This is a genomic window from Erwinia sp. AnSW2-5, assembly GCF_045107195.1.
Taxonomy (GTDB): domain Bacteria; phylum Pseudomonadota; class Gammaproteobacteria; order Enterobacterales; family Enterobacteriaceae; genus Erwinia.
In genome coordinates this window covers 63,483-84,387 of sequence record NZ_JBJGXA010000027.1, presented here as the reverse complement: position 1 = coordinate 84,387, position 20,905 = coordinate 63,483, and the positions used below count along the sequence as shown (strand labels likewise).

The following is a 20,905-nucleotide window of genomic DNA, read 5'->3' as shown; positions in this document are numbered from 1 at the left end:
GTCTTAATTCAGCATAACGCGCTTTTTCAGCTTTGCCAGAAAACCACATCTCTTTCAGTCTGGTCCTAAAAAGGCACGAACCATCCCAGAGGAACGCGTAAAAAGTATGACGTCATTTAACCCGCGGCAGTTTCGCCAGCAGTTCCCCGCACTCAACGATGCCACCTGCTATCTCGACAGCGCTGCCACCGCGCTAAAACCTCAGGCGGTGATTGATGCGACGGAACAGTTCTATCGCCTGAGCGCTGGCACGGTCCATCGCAGCCAGTTTGCTGCCGCACAGCACCTGACCGAACGTTATGAACAGGCCCGTACTCAAGTGGCACAACTGCTTAATGCCGCCGACAGTCATAGCATTGTCTGGACTAAAGGCACCACAGAAGCGATCAATCTGGTGGCGCAAAGCTGGCTGCGTCCGCGCCTGCAAGCGGGGGATGAGATTGTGGTCAGCGAAGCGGAACACCATGCTAACCTGGTGCCCTGGCTGATGGTGGCAGAACAAACAGGTGCCCGCGTCGTCAAATGGCCCATTGGCAAAAACCCTCTGCCGGACCCCGATCGGCTCCCTGCGCTGCTGAATGCACGCACGCGTCTGGTAGCAGTAGGGCAAATGTCCAACGTCACTGGCGGTTGCCCTGATCTGCAACGGATCATCAGCCTCGCGCATGGCTGCGGGGCAAAAGTGATGGTTGATGGCGCCCAGGGCGTGGTGCACTGCCCGCCAGATGTGCAGGCACTGGATATTGATTTCTATGCTTTTTCTGCCCATAAGCTGTACGGCCCGATGGGCATTGGCGCACTGTATGGCAAAGCCGAACGCCTGGCAGAAATGGTGCCCTGGCAAGGTGGCGGCAAGATGATCAGCAGCGTGACCTTCGAAGGATTTACCCCGCAGCCCGTACCCTGGTGCTTTGAAGCCGGTACACCCAATGTCGCTGGCGTGATTGGCCTGAGTGCTGCGCTGGAGTGGTTGAGTCATATTGATGTCGCTGCCGCCGAGCGCTGGAGCTGCGAACTGGCGGCGCAGGCAGAAAAACGTCTGTCGGCGCTTCCTGGTTTTCGCAGCTATCGTGCCAGCCACTCCAGCCTGCTGGCATTTGATATTGCAGGTATTCATCACAGTGATGTGGTGATGCTGCTGGCCGAAAGCGGCATTGCCGTGCGTGCCGGGCAGCACTGCGCCCAGCCGTTGCTGGCCGCTCTGGGCGTCAGCGGGACATTACGTGCCTCTTTCGCCCCTTATAATACCGTTGACGATGTGGACGCGCTGGTCGCGGCCATGACCACCGCCCTGACGTTACTGGCAGATTAACCATGAGTTTACCGCTTATCGCCCCGCACCCCTTTGGCACACTGATTACCCCGGAGTCACTGCTGACGCAGTTTTCCAGTTTCAGACAGTGGGAGGAGCGTTACCGCCAGCTGATCCTGCTGGGCAAACAGTTACCTGCCCTGCCCGATGCATTGAAAAGTGCCGATATTGAGTTAACCGGGTGCGAAAACCGCGTCTGGCTGGGGCATCAGTTGATGGATGACGGGCGTCTGCATTTCTTTGGCGAGAGTGAAGGCCGTATTGTGCGCGGGCTGTTGGCAGTGCTGCTGACGGCAGTGGAAGGTAAAACGCCAGTACAGTTAAAGCAGGACGATCCGCTGGCATTATTTGCCGATCTGGGGCTAAAAGAGCAGCTTAGCGCCTCACGCAGTGCCGGATTACAAGCGATGGCCGATGCCGTGAAACGGGCGGTTAATAAATAATGTAGGGGTCGATCATTTTTTCCGATCGACCCGTGCTGATGGCCTGCACCACTGGCCAGGTGCAGGCAGCTGGCCGACCCGTGCAAAAAAAGCTGACCGCAACAGCAGGTCAGCCTCCAGGTTATTTACGCCTGACGTGACGCCTTCGCCATCATTTTCTTCAATACGTGGGACACCGCGACAAAACCAAAGGTGGCCGTGACCATCGTCGCCGCACCAAAGCCTGCCGCACAGTCCATGCGCTTCGGGCCTTCCGCGGTGCTGCGCGAGGCACATACCGAACCATCAGGCTGCGGATACATCAACGCCTCGGTGGAAAACACGCAGTCGATCCCCAGCTTCCCTTTGCTGTTTCTGACAATATTAAAATCATTCTTGAGCCGTTCACGCAGTTTTGCCGCCAGCGGATCCTGAATGGTTTTTGCCAGATCCGCGACCTGGATCTGCGTGGGATCAATCTGCCCGCCTGCGCCCCCTGTGGTCACCAACGGCACTTTATTACGCCGACACCAGGCCAGCAGCGCCGCTTTTGGCCGCACGCTATCAATGGCATCAACCACATAGCTGAATTCCTTACCGATCAGCTCCGCCGTGTTCTCAGGCGTAATAAAGTCGTCAACGCAGGTCACCCGGCATTCAGGATTAATCGCCAGCAGACGTTCGGCCATTACCTCGGTTTTCGCCCGGCCAACATTCTCTTTCAGCGCATGAACCTGACGATTGGTGTTAGTGACGCAGACATCGTCCATATCGATCAGCGTGATCGCGCCAATGCCGGTGCGTACCAGCGCTTCCGCCGCCCACGAACCGACCCCACCAATGCCCACCACGCAGACGTGCGCGTCAGCAAAGAGCTGAAGAGCAGACTGACCATAAAGGCGCGCCGTTCCGCCAAAGCGTTGCCGCCAGGCGTCTGATAGAACCATCATTGACTATTCCTCGAAATCTTCCCAAAAAGCGCGGGCCGATCATACGGCCCGCCTGCGGGTTTACTGGCTGACCAGCAAACCGTTCTGAGAAGCGGTATTCTGTGCAGAAGAGAAGAGCGGTGCCCCCGCACCAGGTGCATTTTTCAGCACCCAGACGCGGCCATAGTGATTAAACCAGCCCGCCATATGCCCGGCATCCGGGCCAATTCCCTGGTATATATCGAAATGCTGTCCTTTAATGGCCCCGCCCACATCCAGTGATACCATCATACGCATCTCATATTTACCGGTAAATTTACCGTTATTATCCAGCAGCGGGATCTCAGCCAGCAGCGCAGTACCCGGTGGGATCAACGCGCGGTCAGACGCTACCGAGGCTTTAGCCACCAGCGGCACGGCGCTGGCGCCGCGCACGGGCGCAAAGCTCTCAGGTTTAAAGAAGACGAAGGAAGGATTCTGCTCCAGCAGTTCGCGCACCTCAGCCGGGCTGTGTTTTTCACCCCACTGGCGGATAGCCTGCATCGACATATCTTCGCGCTTCACTTCACCGCGATCGATCAGGACCTTACCGATGCTGCGATAAGCATGGCCATTCTTACCACCGTAACCAAAGAACGTCAGCGGGCGACCATCGCCGTAGTCAACATAGCCGCTGCCCTGCACATCCATAATAAAGTTATCCATCAGCGAATTGCTGTAGCCCGCGATAAAGCGTTCATCCAGCGCGCCGCTGTAGATTTCCGCACGGCTTGGCAGCTTCCTGCCCTTACCGCGTGGCGGCATACGGTATAAAGGATACTGGAACTCACCCTGACGGGTGTAGCGCGCCTGAATCACCGGCGTGTAGTAACCGGTAAACTGCACGTTGCCATAGTTGTCCGTGCCTTCCATCTGATAAGCATCCAGACCAAACTGCCGCAGCTGGCGAGTATCGCCCCCGGCCATCAGCCAGCTCTCAATCGCGCTGTAGGTGCCAGACTGACGCGAATACATGCCCGCAGAGGAAAAACGGATTTGAGAAACCTGGTCGGCAAAGTCTTTGCCATTCACCGGGCGCCCTTTCGCATTGGGCTGATTGACCAGCGCCAACGGCTGATCCAGTGTCCCATCCTTATATTGCTGCCCACGATCGGTGGGTTTCGACGAACACCCCGCCAGCAGCGCCAGCAGCGTGCCGGTCACCAGATATTTTGCCCAACCTGCTTTCATGCCTTCTATACCTTTATACGGGAACCCTGCGCGAAGATAGCAAAGGCACCGCCATAATAAAATGCGCCTTCTGAAAAAGACCTGATGCATTTGTGCAACATTCCAGCATCTGAGCGTAAAAATCCATCACAACCACGATTTTAGCCACTTATCTGCAAAAAGGGGTTGCAAGAAAACCCATCAGGCGTATAGTGCGCAACCACGGACGCGGGATGGAGCAGCCTGATCCGGCTCCCGCAACCAATTAGACACCCTTAAGGGTGTTTTTTTGTATCTGTTGTTTGCCCCCCCCCTTCCTGAATCAAAGCAGAATCCTTTCCGCCCGTTGACTATTTATGCAGTGCCAGCGGCGCACCGTTAGCAAAATACGCTTTAATCCCAGCCAGAATAGAATCCGCCACCTGATGCTGAAAATGCGTGGTGCGCAGCTTACGTTCCTCTTCGATGTTACTGATAAATGCTGTTTCTACCAGAATCGAAGGGATATCCGGTGCTTTCAGTACCGCAAAGCCTGCCTGATCGACTGTCCGTTTATGCAGATGGTTAATTTTCCCCATGCGCGCCAACACCTCTTTGCCAAACTTCAGGCTGTCGTTAATCGTCAGGCGCTGCACCATATCGAACATGGTGTGGTCGAGGTAACGGTCGCCGCTCATGCTAACGCCACCAATCAGATCAGATTCATTCTGAGACTGTGCCAGAAAGCGGGCAGCGGTGCTGGTTGCACCTTTAGTGGACAGCGCGAACACCGATGAACCCCGAGCCGCCCGGCTGGTAAACGCATCAGCATGAATCGAGATAAACAGATCGGCACGCTGCTTACGCGCTTTCGCCACGCGCACTTTCAGGGGAATAAACACATCTTCATTGCGCGTCATATAGGCACGCATATTCGGCTGCTTATCGATCAGGGTCTTCAAACGCCGGCCGATCTTCAGCACCACATCTTTCTCACGGGTTTTATGCTTACCGATCGCCCCGGAATCCTCCCCGCCATGACCGGGATCGATCATGATGACAATCGGACGATCCCGACCAGCCTTACCCGGAAGCGGCGCGGCCGCAGGCTGGCTGCGTTCGAGATCGCCCTTGTTGTAATCTTCCAGCAATGCCAGTAGCGGATCATCATTGTGCTGCTGCGTTTGCACCGGATAGAGGTCCAGCACCAGACGATTTTTGATCCCGGCAACCGGATCCAGCGTAAAGATGCGCGGCGCAACGTTTTGCTTCAGCTCCAGCACCAGCCGGACGGTGTTTTGATCGAATTGGCCGACACGCGCATTTTTAATATAGGGATCGTCCTGACGTACCAGGTTACCCACGCCATTCAGCGCCGAATTCAGCCGGATATTTTCGATATCCACCACCATGCGCTCGGGATTGCTGAGCGCAAATTGCTTATACTTAAGCGGCGTATTGGACTCAATGGTCAGACGCGAATAGGTAGAAGAAGGCCAGAGGCGGATCGCGACTACATGGCTACTGGCGGCCATGCCGACGCGGCTAATGCTGAGTAACCAGGCTGCGCCTGCCCCTTGTAATAACCGCCGCCGGTTAAGAGAGGTTGAATCGGTCATGCCGCTCCTGATGCTGTGATTTAGCGAATAAAAAGCCAATAACAAAAAAATTGCGAAAACTTTAACGAATCAGCCCGGCAGTGTCACCCCAAAAAAGCGAATAAATGCAGGACATTAGCCACTGAGAAATGCGGTAACGGGTGATAAGTAAGGATAAATGTCACTTGCACCCGGACTGATAAAAGAATAAAAATACACTTTTATCGAATAATAATTCAAAGAGGGTTTGCCGTGAAGGAACGTAGTACCGAGCTGGTCCAGGGATTTCGCCATACTGTTCCCTATATCAACGCCCATCGTGGTAAAACGTTTGTCATTATGCTGGGTGGTGAAGCCATCGAGCATGAGAACTTCTCAAGCATCGTCAACGACATCGGCCTGCTGCACAGTCTGGGTATTCGCCTGGTCGTGGTGTACGGTGCCCGGCCGCAAATTGATGCCAGCCTCGCCGAGCGTCATCTCGAACCGCTCTACCATAAACATACCCGCGTGACGGATGCGCAGTCGCTGGAACTGGTCAAACAGGCAGCCGGCCGTTTGCAGCTGGATATCACCGCACGCCTGTCGATGAGCCTCAACAACACGCCGTTACAGGGCGCGCATATTAATGTGGTCAGCGGTAACTTTATTATTGCCCAACCACTGGGCGTGGATGACGGCGTGGATTACTGCCACAGTGGCCGTATTCGTCGTATCGATGAAGAAGCCATTCATCGCCAGCTGGACAGCGGCGCCATCGTGCTGATGGGACCGGTTGCCGTTTCGGTCACCGGAGAGAGCTTCAATCTGACGTCTGAAGAGGTTGCCACGCAGCTGGCGATCAAACTGAAAGCGGAAAAGATGATTGGCTTTTGCTCCGAACAGGGCGTGACCAACAGCGAGGGCAATATTGTTTCCGAGCTGTTCCCTAACGAAGCGCAAAAGCGCATTGAAGAGCTGGAAACCAGCGATGATTATCACTCCGGCACCGTGCGTTTCCTGCGTGGCGCAGTGAAAGCCTGCCGCAGTGGCGTACGCCGCAGTCACCTGATCAGCTACCAGGAAGATGGCACCCTGTTGCAGGAGCTGTTCTCACGCGACGGTATTGGTACACAGATCGTGATGGAAAGCGCCGAGCAGATCCGCCGTGCCACGATTAACGATATTGGTGGCATCCTGGAACTGATCCGCCCGCTGGAGCAGCAGGGTATTCTGGTGCGTCGCTCGCGCGAGCAGCTGGAAATGGAGATCGATAAGTTTACGATTGTTGAACGCGATAACCTGACCATCGGCTGCGCTGCGCTCTATCCCTTCCCCGAAGAGCAGATCGGTGAAATGGCCTGCGTGGCCGTCCACCCGGATTACCGCAGTTCGGCACGCGGCGAGGCACTGCTGGAGCGTGTAGCGTTACAGGCGCGCCAGATGGGGTTGAAAAAACTCTTTGTGCTGACCACCCGCAGTATTCACTGGTTCCAGGAACGTGGCTTTGTCCCGGTGGATATCGAACTGCTGCCGGAAAGCAAAAAGCAGATGTACAACTATCAGCGCCGTTCTAAAGTGCTGATGGTTGACCTGCGGGAAGCCAACGCACATACGCGGCAGAGTTAATCGCGCACCGCGCGATTAACTCTGTAGGGGTCGATCATCTTTTCCGATCGACCCGTGCCGCGCACCGCGCGATTAACCGTAGGGGTCGATCATCTTTTCCGATCGACCCTTGTCGCGCACCGCGCGATTAACGCCGGGCGGATCGAAACCCATGATCCGCCCCTACAACACCAGACAGATCGTCATAATCTTTCCGCCCCTACACCTGCGTTAACCGATCCACCAGCCCGCTACGCCGCTGCGTGCGCATCTTCACTGCAGCGTTAAACACCGATTTATCCGCATACAGCGTTAACTGCCGTTTAGCACGCGTGATGGCGGTATACACCAGCTCACGCGTCAGCACCGGCATCACCTGATTTGGCAACACCATCAGCGTATGTTCAAATTCAGATCCCTGCGACTTATGCACCGTCATCGCCCAGGCGCTGTCATGCGGCGGCAGGCGGCTCGGTTGCACGGCTTTGATGCTGCCATCAGGCAGTGGGAAAAACACCTTTAACTGCTGCTCATCGTCCTGCATCGCAATACCAATATCGCCGTTAAACAGCCCCAGCGCCCGGTCATTACGGGCAATCATCACAGGCCGCCCGACAAACCATTTCCCGTTAGCCGCCACAACGCGACGGATCAATCCCGCCTGGCGCAGCGACTGCTCAATGCGTTCATTCAGTCCGGCAACGCCAAACGGCCCTTCGCGCAGGGCGCACAGCAGCTGGAACCGGCCAAACTCCGCCAGCACCTCAGCAGGGGGCGCCCCGGCAGCCAGCAATCTCAGATAGCCACGATAACCTGATACACAGTCATTCAACAGCTGATGATAATCCTCACTGCTACTCAGTGCCTGACGACGAATATCCGTAAACTCACCGCTGAAGACCTGCTCAACCCGCTTCACCTCTCCGGCGTTAACGGCCAGCGCCAGCTGACCAATGCCTGATGACTCGGTAAAACGATAGCTTTTCCGCAGCAGGCAGATCATATCGCGCACCACTGAGGCGCTGGCATCCTCACGCCCGGAAACGTCACACCCCGTCAGACGCGTCAGCTCAGCGGCACGCTCCAGACTGTAACCGAATTCAGCACAGCGGCAGATATCCCCCAGTACCGCACCGGCCTCCACCGAGGCAAGCTGATCGCGGTCACCCAGGAAGATCACTCGCGCCTGTGAAGGCAGCGCCGCGATCAGGTTAGCCAGCATCGGCAGATCCACCATTGAGGCTTCATCCACCACCAGCACATCAAGATGCAACGGATTACCCCGGTGATAACGCATGCGCTGGCTGCCTGGCAGTGCGCCCAGCAGGCGGTGCAACGTAGTGGCTTCCGTCGGGAAGCGGCTGCGAACCTCCTCGTCCAGGGTCAGTTCCTGCAGAGTTTTCCCCAGTGATTCCGTCAGTCTGGCGGCCGCTTTCCCGGTCGGGGCCGCCAGTTCAATACGTGGTGCCGTTGCCGATAGCTCAATCAGGCTGGCGAGCAATTTCGCCACCGTCGTCGTTTTTCCGGTGCCCGGCCCGCCTGAAATCACCGCAACATGACGGGTAAGCGCCACGGCAGCGGCAATTTTCTGCCAGTCGTCCGGCTGCTGGCCGAAATAGCGGTCCAGCGTCTGGCGCACCTGCGCCTCGTCCAGCACCACCACATGCTGCTGGCGCTGCACAAACTGCGCCACTTCCCCTTCGCTCTGCCACATGCGGTGCAGGTACAGCCGCTGCTGATGCAACACCAGCGGCGTGGCTGACTCTCCGTTACTAACGGCAGTTTGTGCCAGCAACATATCAGCCCAGTCCTGCGGTGCGCCGGCAGCCTGCCACAACGCCTGCGCCAACTCAGGATGGCGGCCAGCAAAAAAGGCTTCAGGATGCAGCTGGTCCAGCGGTAAACAGACGTGCCCTTCACCCGCATCACGGCTGACCAGTGCGGCCGCCAGCATCAGCGCCGGTTGCTCTGCGCTCGCCACCATTTGTGCAAACTGCACGTCGAGGGGGCGCAACAACCGCAGCCGCTGAGCCTGCTGTAATCCTTCTGTCAGCGTCATGCGCCCTGCTCCACGTCATTAGCAAACAGCCGATCAAGCGCAGTGACAAAGCCTGCCTGTGGCCGCGTGCTGTAAATGCCATTGCTGCCCTCCGTGCCGTCAAGGCCACGCAGGAACAGATAAATCACGCCACCGAAATGGCGCTCGTAGTCATAGTCAGGCAGGCGGTGCCGCAGATAGCGGTGCAGCGCCAGCGTATAAAGCTGGTATTGCAGGTCGTAGCGATGCAACTGCATCGCCTGCGCCATGGCTTGACGGGTGTAAGCGCTACTGTCCTCACCCAGCCAGTTCGATTTGTAATCCAGCAGGTAGTATTTTCCCTGCCAGCAAAAGACCAGATCGATAAAGCCTTTCAGCATGCCCTGCACCTGATAAAAATCGAGCGGCGGGCAGTCAGCCGAAAGCGGGTCCTGACGCACCACCTGATCCAGCGCAGCGGCCGTCAGAAGACGTGAAATCGGCAGATAAAATTGCAGCTCAACCCGCCGGGCTTCAGGTGCCAGCTGGTCCAGGCTCACGCCACTGTCATTGAGCGGCGTATGCAGAATACGCCCGAGCCAGTCGTGCATCACCGGATGCCAGGCCTCATCCAGCCCCTGGCTGCTGAGTTGCCGCGCGAGCCACTCGTCCTCCAGCGGCGCGGTAAATTCGAGGGTCTCGAACAATCCATGCAGGAAAGTGCCCGGTGCAGCACCGCGCGGGAAACTGTGCGGCGTAAGCTGCGGTAACAGATCGTCACTGGCTTCCCCCACCGCATCAACATCCAGCCGGGGCAGCAGATCCAGTGCGGGCGCATGCCCGTGCTGTTGCAGGCCGGAATAACTGGTCACTCGCCAGTCATCGCGCAGGGTGCGCTGTAACTGCTGGCTGCTCAGTGTCTGTGAATCTTCCTTCTGCGGCTGCCACGGCGTATCGTCCGGTTCCTGAGGGATGATGACGGCGGTCGCGTCACTTTGCAGGCTCAGCAGTGCCGTCTTCAACCCGGCGGCATCGGCCGCTTCGCCCTGCTGGATCAGGTAACCCAGCGCGCTGCGGTGCAGGTCGCTGTCGCCCTCTTTTTTACGCGTGCCTTTAATCAAAGGCGCGATACCGACGCTACAGTGATAGACCGAACGCGTCAGCGCTACATAGAGAAGGCGCAGATCTTCTGCCAGCCTCTCCTGCTCGGCCAGCGCCACGCTCTCTTCCCCCTGCTGTAAGTCGAGCAACGCTTCGAAGGTCTGACGATCGTGATAGACACCGTTTTCCGCCTCGCGGAAGTTGGCAACAAACGGCAACCACACCAGCGGATACTGTAAGCCTTTAGATTTATGGATGGTGACAATCTGCACCAGGTTACGATCGCTCTCCAGGCGCAGCTGCTGATTGGCGACCTGCCCGTCGGGCTGTTCCACCTGCTGAGCCAGCCAGCGCACCAGCGCATGTTCACTGTCGAGCGTGGCAGCGGCTTCCTGCAACAGTTCCCCCAGATGCAGCAGGTCGGTCAGACGGCGTTCGCCGCTATCGGACGCCAGCAGATTTTCCGCAATATGGCGCTTCACCATCAGCTCCCGCAGCATCGGCAGCACGCCGCGCTTTAACCAGCGCTGACGGTAATCGGCAAATTCATCCACCAGGGCATCCCAGGCTCGTTCGTCCTGATTCAGCGCATCCAGCGCCCGGGCATCAAGGCCCAGCAGGCTGCTGGCCAGTGCGCTACGCAGAACGCGCTCCTGCTCCGGGGCCAGCACTGCCTGCAACAGCCACAGCATTTCGCGGGCTTCCGGGGTGGTAAATACACTGTCGCGGTTAGAGAGATACACCGACGGGATCGCCAGACCGTTTAACGCCTCACGCATCACCGAGGCTTCACTGCGGCTGCGCACCAGAATGGTGATATCCGAGGCACGAACCGGCTGCTGTTTACCTGCCTTGCCAATCAGCGCGGTGCCCTGCTGTCCGGCACTCAGCCAGCGGCGGATCTCCGCTGCACACTGACGCGCCATAAACTGTTGGTAGTCACTCACCCCGATGCCATCGCCAGGCTGCAACCAGAACTGCAAGGCCGGCTGTGCTTCCCCCTCCAGGCTAAAACTCAGAGTGACGTTCGGCTCTGCCGGGCTGACGGTAATAAACGGAATATCGCTAAATAAAAACGGGTTTTGCTGATGCAAAAACAGCTGATTAACACCATCAACCATTGCCGGTGATGAGCGCCAGTTAGTCTCAAGCGTATAGTGAGCACTAACTTCAGCACGCGCTTTCATATAGGTGAAGATATCCGCACCACGGAAAGCGTAAATAGCCTGCTTCGGGTCGCCGATCAACAGCAGCGCACTGTCTGGCTGGCGCGCATACAGCGTATGGAAGATGCGGTATTGCTGGGGGTCGGTGTCCTGGAATTCATCGATCAGGGCAACCGGATAACGCTGACGGATAGCTGCGGCCAGCGCAGCCCCGCCGGGCTGCTGCAATGCCGCATCAAAGCGCCCCAGCAGGTCATCAAAGCCCATCTGAGCATGCAGGCGTTTCTCCTGCTGGGTAACAAAACGCACCTCATGCAGCGCACGGGCAATCACCAGATCGCGCAGCGACAGAGGCTCGGCGAGGAATGCATCAATCTGGTCAAATAACGGATGGCGTGGCGGCTCACCCTTTTTGGTTTTATCAGACAGTACACGCTGGCCAAAACGCTCAAGGTCTTTCGCGATCTCATAGTCTTCCGTTTCTACCTGCACCCACTGGGTGATTTTTTCCAGCCAGTTAGGTAAGTGCTTACTACTGTAACTGCGCTTGTCCACACCGGAGGACTCAACCAGCGACTGCAAATCTCCTGCCGCCAGCCACGCCTGTTTCAGTTGATCAATGCGGGCAATGATTTTCTCATGGCGCTGCTCCAGCGTTTCATCGCGGTCCGGGGCAGATTTGAGCGCTGGCGCTTCCCCCCCCAACCACGGCGAAAGCGTTTTCAGCAGTTGATCCGGCCCTTCCCACAGCTGACGCACCACGCGCGCCACTGGCAACGGCAGCGGATAGCAGTGACGACGCCAGAAATCAGCCGTTGCACGACGACGTAAGGGGGTTTCGTCCTCAATCAGTTCCTGTTCAAACAGCATGCCTGACTCAAAGGCGTTGAGATTCAGCATACGCTGGCAGAAACCGTGAATAGTAAAAATACCCGCCTCATCCATCTGCCGTTCGGCGGCCAGCAATCTCGATGCAGCCCAGCCCTGATCGGTGATTTCAGCCATAAGCTCTTTAAACATAGCGTTATGGCTTTCACCGCGAACGCAGGCAATGCGCAGCTCGTGGATATTGGCACGGATACGCCCGCGCAATTCTGCCGTTGCCGCCTCGGTAAAGGTCACAACCAGAATCTCTTCCACGGATAACGGGCGACTGAATGCCGCTTCACCGCCCAGCCCCAGCAGCAAGCGCAGATAGAGCAGCCCGATGGTGAAGGTTTTCCCGGTTCCGGCGGACGCCTCAATCAGCCGTTCGCCGTGCAACGGCAGAGTTAACGGCTCAAGCCTTTCAGGCACCCGTTGGTTCATGGCTGATCCTGGCTCACCGGCAATGATTGCTGCAAGGTAGAGAGATCTTTCCAGGTCGTCCAGCCCGATGGCGCGGCATAGTCAGCCTTGCCGTGGTGGCTGCCGGACACCTGGGACAGCAGCGCCAGCCCGCTCGGTGCAATCACCGCCTGGTGGAAGAAGTCAGCCAGCCCTTGCGGCGTTAACGTCTGGATCTGCGCTATCACCTTCTCGCGGGTATCGAAATGGTAGTTCTCGCGGTCGAAATCTTTGCTAAAGCGACCGGCTTCCTCATCCAGCGTTTGCGGGCGCTGCTTCAGTTCGTTGATCATCGCAGCCTGATACTGAGCAAAGTCTTCCTTGCTCAGCTCTCTCAGGCGCTTCTCCGCCGTAGGATAAAACGCCTCAAAGCGGCTCAGTAGATAAGCGGGCTGCTTGACGTTACTTTGCAGCAGGAAACCAATGCCCCACTGGCGGCCAACCGGCATCTGGAAGGAGAAGACCGCATAGCCGAGTTGCTCTTCCGTGCGCAGCTGGTTGTAGAACCACGGCTGAATAATCTGGCTCAGCATCGCACTGCTGGCCATGCTCTGATACTCGGGGAAGCCCAGCGGAACATACACGGCGGCCAGCGCAGAGTCTGTGCTGCTGCCCGGCTGTTGCAGGTTAGCCAGGACTTTTTTGTCCACCGTCACGTGCTGGCTGTGCCACCATTCGCTGCCTTCGCAGTTAAGCTGATTCTTCACGTCAGTAGCCAGCTTACGCACGGCATCCGGCGTCATATTCCCCACCACCATCAGCTCCGGTGTGGATTGTTCCAGCAGCATTTTACGGTAGTCGAGTAACTGTTGCAGCGTGATGGCAGGGACCCGTTTACGGCGTTCGCTACGCTGAGTGTAAGGCAGCTGTGACAGCAGTTGCGCAGGCTGGATCGCCATCTCAAACGCTTTACCTTTTTCGGCCGAGTCCAGACGTTCCAGATACCAGGACTTCGCCTGATCCAGCTGTTGTTGCGTTGGGGTAAAGCTGGCGTAACCCTCCAGCAGCTGCCCCATCAGCTTCGGCAAACGCTGCGTGAACCCGCTGGCACTGAAGGAGACACCGTCATCTTCACTGGTGGAGAAACTGATGCCGCCGACGGAAGCCTGGGAACTCAGTTCATCCAGCGCAACGCCCGCCAGATAGTCATTCAGCGCAAACAGCACCTGATTTTGCGCGGTGCTCATTGATGCCTTGTTGCGCAGCGCCAGAGTGATATTGGCCTTAGGTTCATCAGCGTAATACTGGCTTGGCATGTAAAACACGCGCAACCCTTTCTGATTCATTAACTCTTCCGGACGCTGATACTTTTTGTCGGCCTTGATCAGGCTGAAATCATCCGGGATGTACGGGTTCAGAACCGGTAACGACAGGGTGATTTTATCGCCTGCCGCCTGCCACTCAGTAAAACGCTGCGCAGGAATACGATCGACCTGATAAGGCGCATCGACAAAGTAGGCCGTTTTATTGTGTGGCTCTTTCGGGCTGATAAACCAGATGCGCGCATTTTGCGGCGTCATCCCCTCCAGACGGGCATTCACCGCCTGCGGATCAAACTGATCGGCAATATACGGGGCGACCAGCGTATCCGCGACCGGAACGCGCAGCATGGTATCCACCAGCCATTCGATGTAGTCCATATCGCGGGTAATCGACGGGTAACGGAAGTCGAGATCCAGCACGTGGGACACTTCATCAAAGTAGCGTTTATCAATACCCTGAGTGCGCAGCGTTTTCAGGTAGCTGAATACGGCGGCAATCACTTCATCCCGGTTAGCCTGGCCTTTATCGGTCAGGGAGATGGCGATGGAGAATACGCCACCGTTGCGGTCGATCATCGGATCGGCACCTGCACTGATGGAGTCCGCCAGCCCCTGATTTTGCAGCCAGTCTGAGAGCGTATTTTTGCTGCGGTTACCAATCAGATATCCGATCAGCGTGTCCGTTTTGCTGCGGAATTTATCGCTGTTGTTATCGATGCGGAATTCGATTTTCAACTGCTTACGCGGCTGGGCCGGCACGTAGTGAATAATCACACCTTTTTGCTGGTCGGTGACCACCGGAACGGTAATATCCGGCACCGTGGCATTGCGGTTCTCCACGCGCCCGAAGGTCGCAGCGGCAATTTTTTCCAGCTCCGGCAGTGGCTGATTACCGTAGATCACCGCTTTCATTAAGTTGGCAGAGTAGTAGCGATGGTAGAAGGCCTTCAGCGCATCGTGCAGTTTGCTGCCCGGTTTATCACGCAGGGTTTCCAGATTCCCGCCAGAAAAGCGTGAGCTGGGGTGCTGTGGGTTGAGGGTTTCAGCCCCGACCTGCGCCATGCGCAGACCGTCACGCGAACGGGCCATCGTCAGCTCGGCATTCACTGCGTGGCGCTCACGGTCAGCATTTACCGGGTCGAGCAGCGGTTCAGCGATAGCATCGGCCATACGATCGACGGCCGGTTGCAGCGCATCGTTTTCCACTTCCAGGTAGAACGCGGTGCGATAAGAGGCGGTGCTGGCGTTATGGCTGCCACCGTGTTTTTTTAGGAATTCCGCGAGGTTATCCGGCTGCGGATAGCGCTTTGAGCCCATCAGCACCATATGTTCGAGGTAGTGCGCCAGGCCAAGCTGATCGGTTGGGTTTTCCAGCGACCCGACTGGCAACGTCAGCGCTGCCAGCGATTTCGTGGCCTGCGCGTCGGACACCAGCAGAACGGTCATGCCATTATCGAGCTTAATGGCCTGATACTGGCGCGGGTCCTTCTCACTTTTACGGATGGTTTCAGTGAGGGGCTGCCAGCCTTGCTGAGCAAGTGTCAGTGGGCTGAACATCGTGACGGAAACAAAACAAGCTAACCAGACTACATAACGACGCATTCAAACTCCTCAACGGGCTGGTGTTATCCGGCTTCCTGCCGGATGAACATCGGCTTACAAATTTCAGCGTACAGCTGTGTGACGTACGCTAACACAATAAAAACACTACAGGATGTCGCCCTGAATGTCCTGAAAACATCAACTATTCTGCATCAGTAACGGCAGCAGCCACCGTTCGGCCTGCACCGCCATCTCCTGTTCGCTAGCGCTATCCAGCGTGCGCAACAAACGTTGCAGATAAGGGTCCGTGCCCTCGCCATCAACCTGATAATTCCCCTGCCAGCACAACAGTAACTTCCCGCGCGCTTTTTTCAGCGTTGCCTCATCGCGCAACACGACGCCCGCTTTTTCATCAAAGCAGGCTTTTAACCAGGCCCCACCGGATGCCGTCAGCAGCAGCGGCGCGCACATGCCCTGGCGGTAGCCGTCAATATAACCTGCAAGCTGCTGCTGCGCGGCGTCCGGCGCCAGTGGTGGGAAATGCCATTCACTCTCTTTGCGTCCCAACATTATGCTGCTGCCGGTGCCACCCATTGCGCAGTACACCAGGTGCTCCAGCCACAGCGTCAGGCCATCGTTAAAGTTGAGAATGCCCGGTCGCCAGCGCAGCAATCCGCTGTCCTGTACCTGGGGCAACCAGCCGCTTAACGTCACGCCACCCACCGCCAGTGCAATCTCCCAGCTCGCAGCCGACGCCCGCAGTTCACGCACGCGTCCGGCCAGTTCGCTCATCTCCTGCTCCTGTTCCTGCCAGAACAGTTCGCCAAAGGCACCGTAAGGTAACGCCCCGGCAGCGCGCTGACGGGCATACAATCGTTCGCTTTCACTGCCCTCAATCAGGCTGTTCAGCAGCTGGGTGTTGACCTGATAACGGCTCAGCCCCTGTAAAGAAAAAGGTTCCGCATCGGGCAGACCGGTCTCTTCAAGATGGAAGCTAACCCCAAGACGCAGACTGAAAAAGGCCCTGACAGGGTGACGCCAGAAGCGCACCAGCTTATCGAAGCTAAGCTCATCCGTACTTTCATCGGGCAGCGCCTGCATAAACGGCGGATGCGCCGTCCCCTGCGCGCTGGCGGCGGGCAGCCATTCAGCGGCAAAGCTGCGGAACTCAGATTCTGCGCTAAAGTTTTCCGCCGCAAAGGGCATCCGGCTATGCAAATGGTGCAGATGCTCCACAACCGCTTTTGCACTGCTGTCGACATCGCGGTCGCGGTCCTGCTCCAGGCAGAAGCTCTGACTGATGTATTCCACTAATTCACTGACCAGCACCGAGGGGTAACGTTCCGTATTGTCCTGAATTGAGCGGCCGATATAGCTGATATACAGCTGTTGCTGCGCCGAGTTCAGCGCTTCGAGGAACAGATAACGGTCATCGTCACGGCGGCTACGGTCACCCTTCTGCGACTGCTGGCTCATTAAGTCAAAGCCCAGCGGCGGCAGCGTACGCGGATACACACCGTCGTTCATGCCCAGCAGACAGACCACCTTGAACGGGATCGAGCGCATAGGCATCAGGGTACAGAAGTTGACTGGCCCGGCGAGGAAACGCTGGCTGATGCGCTGCTGGTCGAGACGCGACGACAGTTCATCACGCAGCAGCGTCAGCGGCACGGCCTGCTGATAACCCGCCTCCACGCCGTAGTTAATCGCCTGCTGCCACTGCTCTTCAATCAGCGCCAGCGCCGCTTCCGTTTCCGCATCACTGGTAAAGAAATCATCCAGCATCTGACGGCACAGCGGCAGCCAGTGCTGGAGTTCACGGGGTTCACTCAGCCACTGCCGCCAGCGGTTGAGCTGCATCAACAGTTCAGCCAGATTTCCCGCCAGTTCAGCAATCAGCCCGCTGGATTCATCGTAAGGCAGGATCCCCTGCCAGTCCCCGGCTTCGCTGTTCATGGCATAACCCAGCAGCATACGCGTCAGGCCAAAATGCCAGGTGTGCTGGCCGGTGGCAGGCAGGTCCAGTTCGCGCACGCTGTCATCATCCAGCCCCCAGCGAACGCCAGACTCCGCCACCCAGTGGCGTAACAGGCGTAATCCTTCTTCGTCCACGGTAAAGCGGCTGGCAAGCGCAGGCACTTCCAACAACGCCAGCACGTCCTCAGCGGTAAAGCGACTTTCCGGCAGACTGAGCAGCGAGATAAAAGCCTGTAATGCCGGATGGGCCTGGCTGGCACGGCGGTCGGAAATAGCAAACGGCAACGCACGATCGGCCGGGGCATTGCCAAATACCGCCTGAATAAACGGCGTATAGGCGTCAATGTCGGCCACCATGACGATAATATCGCGCGGGGTGAGCGCCGGGTCGTCAGCCATCATCGCCAGCAGCCGATCCTGGAGCACTTCCACCTCGCGCTGCGGGCTATGACAAAGGTGGATCGCCACCGAACGGTCTTCAGGAGAGAGCACCCGCTTGCTACGACTCGTGGACCATTCGCTTTGCTTCAGGCCAATCGCGGCATGATCTTCCAGCTCCAGCAGATCGCGCTTCAGCGCATGCAGCAGGTTGGTCGGTTCAATATCGACAAAGGCAAAGACTTCGTTCGGTTCCATCTGTGCCAGCAGGTACAGGTTGTCACGTCCCAGCTTGCCCCAGGAGGCCAGCAACGGGTTACTCAGCTGCTGCTCACCACCCTCGTTAAACAGGCCTGGTGCTGCATCGCTGTCGCGAAACTGGGGGATCTCACGGTTATCCTGATAATGGCGGCGATGGCGGCTTTGCAGTTTTGCCAGAAAACCATAATCCTGAATGTCGCCCCAATAGTGGCGGCAGGGATTGGTGAACAGCAGATGGATATCAATATGCTTACCCAGCGCCTGAAGCGCTTGCAGGTAAACCGGCGGCAGGGCCGAAATGCCGCAGATAAACACCCGGTCGGGCAGATTGGCCGGGCGTTCGCGGCTGCTTTCCAGCCGGGCAATAAAGCGCTGATAGAGGTTGGCACGGTGCCATTCTGGCTGGCCTAGTTTATCCGTGTAGTCAACCAGCGCAGCCCACAGTGGTGCCTGCCAGCGTTGGGATTCCCCAAGGTCATCGACCAATTGCCCTTTTTCCCAACTGTTCAGCCAGTGCGGACGATAGACCAGATACTGGTCAAAAAGGTCCGCCACGCGTGAAGCCAGCTGGAACAGCTTACGGTCGTCACCATCGCTGAGATAATGGCGCAGCATTTCAAACTCTTCAGCGTCCAGCATGCCAGGCAGGATAGCCATCAGCTTCCAGCTCATGCTGGATTTATTAAAGGCACTCTCTTTCGGGATCTCAGGCAACACGCTGACAAACATGTCCCAGATAAAACTGGCGGGCAGGGGAAAGTCGATATTCGCAGCGATGCCGAACTCGTCGGCCAGCGACATCTGCAGCCACTGTGCCATGCCAGGGCTTTGCACCAGCACCACTTCAGAACGCAGCGGATCGCCCAGCGGCTGGTTTTCTATCTGCCAGCACGCCAGCGTTTTTAGCAGATCCAACTGATTGGAGTGGTACACGGTAAACATACAAATATTCCCTTAAAGAAGGCGACGGAGGCTACTTTAACCCGATACGCCCGGCCTTCACCACGCTATCGTTTGTTTTCATCGCACTGGAGCTGCGTCAGTTCGGCACGCCGCCCGGCGGGGCTGATCGCCTGCACGGTGACTAACTGGCAACCTTGCGGGCCGATGCGTGACTGTTGCTGGGTTTGCCAGCCTGCTGTCTCCTTCCCCTCCAGTCGCAGGAAAGCCTGCCGCCAGGCATCGCGCTGCTGCCACTGCCAGTGAAAGCCCTGCCCCAGCGCCTGCTGGTAGTGCAGTAGCGCCGTGTAGCTCAGGCTGAACAACAGCAGAGAAAAGAGGATTTCCACCAGGCTGAATCCTTGTTGCTGCGTCCGTTCAGTCAACATCGCAGGCACCCTCACCGGCCAATGGACAGTAATCAAGCCAGCCGTGCGGTTGCGCCTGTAAAACGCCCTTCGCCTGCTGACTGACCCAGCGATAAAGTGCCAGCGTATCTGGCCCGCTGTCACCGCGCAGTAAGGGATCAACGGGATGAAAACAGGCACGCCAGTGATGCGCCGCTTGCTGCTGACAGTGCCACTCTTCTGCCGCCCCCCAGTGCAGCCGTTCCCCCCAGGCCAGTGCGGACATCGCCCCGGTGAACTGCTGCAGGTAAAATCGTTCATCGCCCACCAGGCTCATTGAATCATCGAGCTGCTGCCGCGTAGCGTTAAGCATCAGTGTTCCCATCAGCAGGATCATTATCACCATGATCAGCGCGCCGCTGCCCCGTTGTGACGATGCCTGAATCATAGATTTTCCGCCGTCAGCCAGTGTTCCAGATCGCGCGCGATACCCGGTTCACGCTGCGCAAAACCGCTGAGACTGACCTTGATTTGACGCCCGCTTTTAACCACCTGGAAAGCACGAATACCGACCCGCCGAGGGTCATTCAGCCTCTCCCAACCGTTGCCCTGACAATCGGTGACGCCACGCTGCATTTCCAGACTGGAGCCACGCAGGCGGTAGCCATACACTTCACTGTCCTCACGACCCGGCGCTTCCCAGCGACCGTTACTGTTTTCATCCCAGCGCACCAGCAGACATCCCGCCGAGATGTGCATCCCACCTTGTTCGGTGTCGCGGCAGTTACCGTGGCAGTAGCCTGCACGCCGCACGGCTTTTTCCAGGGTATGCATAATCTGCTGCATATCCTCATGCAGCTGCGCCTGCATCATTAAACGCAGGTTTTGTACCTGAAGCTGCGGCAGCGTGCGCGCCGCACCCAGCATTAACAGACTGCCAATGGCCATCGCCATCAGCATTTCCAGCAGCGTGAATCCCTGTGCCTTCACCGGCAATTCTCCTCAGACGGTGAACAGATGCGCACTCGTCCACGAGACGAGACAATAATGCGCCGCTCACCGGCGTCGTTGCCGATTAAAATACTGCCGGGATGGGCGGTATTTTTCTTGCCATAAAACCCTAAACCGCTGGTGATCCGTTGCACGATAACGCCGGGATTCGGTGCCCGCAGCGTATGTTTTGTGGGGGTCAGGCAATCTGCCGTGCCTGTGCCCAGGCACCAGCGATCAGTGGATTTCAGCCACAAGAGATGCACGGTATTGTGCCAGTTGGCATCACTGCGCAGCCGCTGCAACAGACGCTGGATTTGCTGCGCAGTGTCGTTCAGCTGCTGTCGCTGCTGCCAGCTATGCCAGCCGCTCCAGGCGCCCAGGCTCAACAGGCTGACAATCGTCACCACCACCATCATTTCCAGCAGGGTAAACCCGCCCAGATTTTTCGTTTTCATGCCCGGTAGTGTGCCCTTTCCATGCGCTCAAACCAGCGGCAGTTGGCAGGATTGCGCGCCGTCTTCCAGACTGATTACTCACTTGCAGGGGGTTTCATTCAGATT

General features: G+C 57.4%; 14 protein-coding genes. 3 read left to right on the top strand and 11 right to left on the bottom strand.

Features of this window, described 5'->3' with window-relative positions:
• The first annotated feature begins 106 nt into the window (after positions 1-106).
• Both csdA and csdE read left to right on the top strand, forming a co-directional pair.
• The gene (csdA, locus tag ACFL9S_RS17320) at positions 107-1,312 is read left to right on the top strand and encodes a cysteine desulfurase CsdA (protein ID WP_405263104.1); all 1,206 of its coding nucleotides are present in this window, start codon (positions 107-109) and stop codon (positions 1,310-1,312) included.
• 2 nt (positions 1,313-1,314) lie between these two features.
• On the top strand, positions 1,315-1,755 hold the full coding sequence (gene csdE, locus ACFL9S_RS17315; protein ID WP_405263103.1) for a cysteine desulfurase sulfur acceptor subunit CsdE: 441 nt from the start codon (positions 1,315-1,317) through the stop codon (positions 1,753-1,755).
• A 125-nt stretch (positions 1,756-1,880) separates the two neighbouring features.
• Here the strand turns inward: csdE and tcdA are convergent, their stop codons facing one another.
• From tcdA to amiC, 3 genes are all read right to left on the bottom strand, one after another.
• Positions 1,881-2,684: a tRNA cyclic N6-threonylcarbamoyladenosine(37) synthase TcdA gene (gene tcdA, locus ACFL9S_RS17310; RefSeq protein ID WP_405263102.1), complete on the bottom strand. Its 804-nt coding sequence runs from the start codon at positions 2,682-2,684 to the stop codon at positions 1,881-1,883.
• A gap of 60 nt (positions 2,685-2,744) precedes the next feature.
• The gene (gene mltA / locus ACFL9S_RS17305) at positions 2,745-3,893 is read right to left on the bottom strand and encodes a murein transglycosylase A (RefSeq protein ID WP_405263101.1); all 1,149 of its coding nucleotides are present in this window, start codon (positions 3,891-3,893) and stop codon (positions 2,745-2,747) included.
• 329 nt (positions 3,894-4,222) lie between these two features.
• A complete protein-coding gene (amiC, locus tag ACFL9S_RS17300; RefSeq protein WP_405263100.1) occupies positions 4,223-5,470 on the bottom strand; it encodes an N-acetylmuramoyl-L-alanine amidase AmiC in 1,248 nt (415 codons plus the stop codon).
• A 231-nt stretch (positions 5,471-5,701) separates the two neighbouring features.
• Between amiC and argA the strand changes: the two genes are divergently transcribed.
• On the top strand, positions 5,702-7,057 hold the full coding sequence (argA, locus tag ACFL9S_RS17295) for an amino-acid N-acetyltransferase (protein WP_405263099.1): 1,356 nt from the start codon (positions 5,702-5,704) through the stop codon (positions 7,055-7,057).
• 199 nt (positions 7,058-7,256) lie between these two features.
• On the opposite strand, the gene recD is transcribed toward argA, so the two are convergent.
• The 8 genes from recD to ACFL9S_RS17255 form a co-directional block, all read right to left on the bottom strand.
• Positions 7,257-9,095, bottom strand: coding sequence for an exodeoxyribonuclease V subunit alpha (gene recD, locus ACFL9S_RS17290; protein ID WP_405263098.1), 1,839 nt, complete (start codon positions 9,093-9,095; stop codon positions 7,257-7,259).
• On the bottom strand, positions 9,092-12,628 hold the full coding sequence (gene recB, locus ACFL9S_RS17285) for an exodeoxyribonuclease V subunit beta (protein WP_405263097.1): 3,537 nt from the start codon (positions 12,626-12,628) through the stop codon (positions 9,092-9,094). Before recB ends, recD begins: the two co-directional genes overlap by 4 nt.
• Positions 12,625-15,510, bottom strand: a complete 2,886-nt coding sequence (gene ptrA / locus ACFL9S_RS17280; protein WP_405263096.1) for a pitrilysin — start codon at positions 15,508-15,510, stop codon at positions 12,625-12,627. Before ptrA ends, recB begins: the two co-directional genes overlap by 4 nt.
• Before the next feature lie 138 nt (positions 15,511-15,648).
• Positions 15,649-19,008, bottom strand: coding sequence for an exodeoxyribonuclease V subunit gamma (gene recC, locus ACFL9S_RS17275; RefSeq protein ID WP_405263095.1), 3,360 nt, complete (start codon positions 19,006-19,008; stop codon positions 15,649-15,651).
• 65 nt (positions 19,009-19,073) lie between these two features.
• Complete coding sequence (locus ACFL9S_RS17270) at positions 19,074-19,394, bottom strand: prepilin-type N-terminal cleavage/methylation domain-containing protein (protein ID WP_405263094.1); 321 nt, start codon at positions 19,392-19,394, stop codon at positions 19,074-19,076.
• Positions 19,384-19,800 carry a DUF2509 family protein gene (locus tag ACFL9S_RS17265; protein ID WP_405263093.1) on the bottom strand — a complete coding sequence of 139 codons (417 nt, stop codon included), beginning with the start codon at positions 19,798-19,800 and terminating at the stop codon, positions 19,384-19,386. Before ACFL9S_RS17265 ends, ACFL9S_RS17270 begins: the two co-directional genes overlap by 11 nt.
• Positions 19,797-20,348, bottom strand: a complete 552-nt coding sequence (locus tag ACFL9S_RS17260) for a prepilin peptidase-dependent protein (RefSeq protein ID WP_405263092.1) — start codon at positions 20,346-20,348, stop codon at positions 19,797-19,799. The genes ACFL9S_RS17265 and ACFL9S_RS17260 overlap by 4 nt, the downstream gene beginning before the upstream one ends.
• Positions 20,339-20,800, bottom strand: coding sequence for a prepilin-type N-terminal cleavage/methylation domain-containing protein (locus ACFL9S_RS17255; protein ID WP_405263091.1), 462 nt, complete (start codon positions 20,798-20,800; stop codon positions 20,339-20,341). Before ACFL9S_RS17255 ends, ACFL9S_RS17260 begins: the two co-directional genes overlap by 10 nt.
• Positions 20,801-20,905 lie beyond the last annotated feature (105 nt).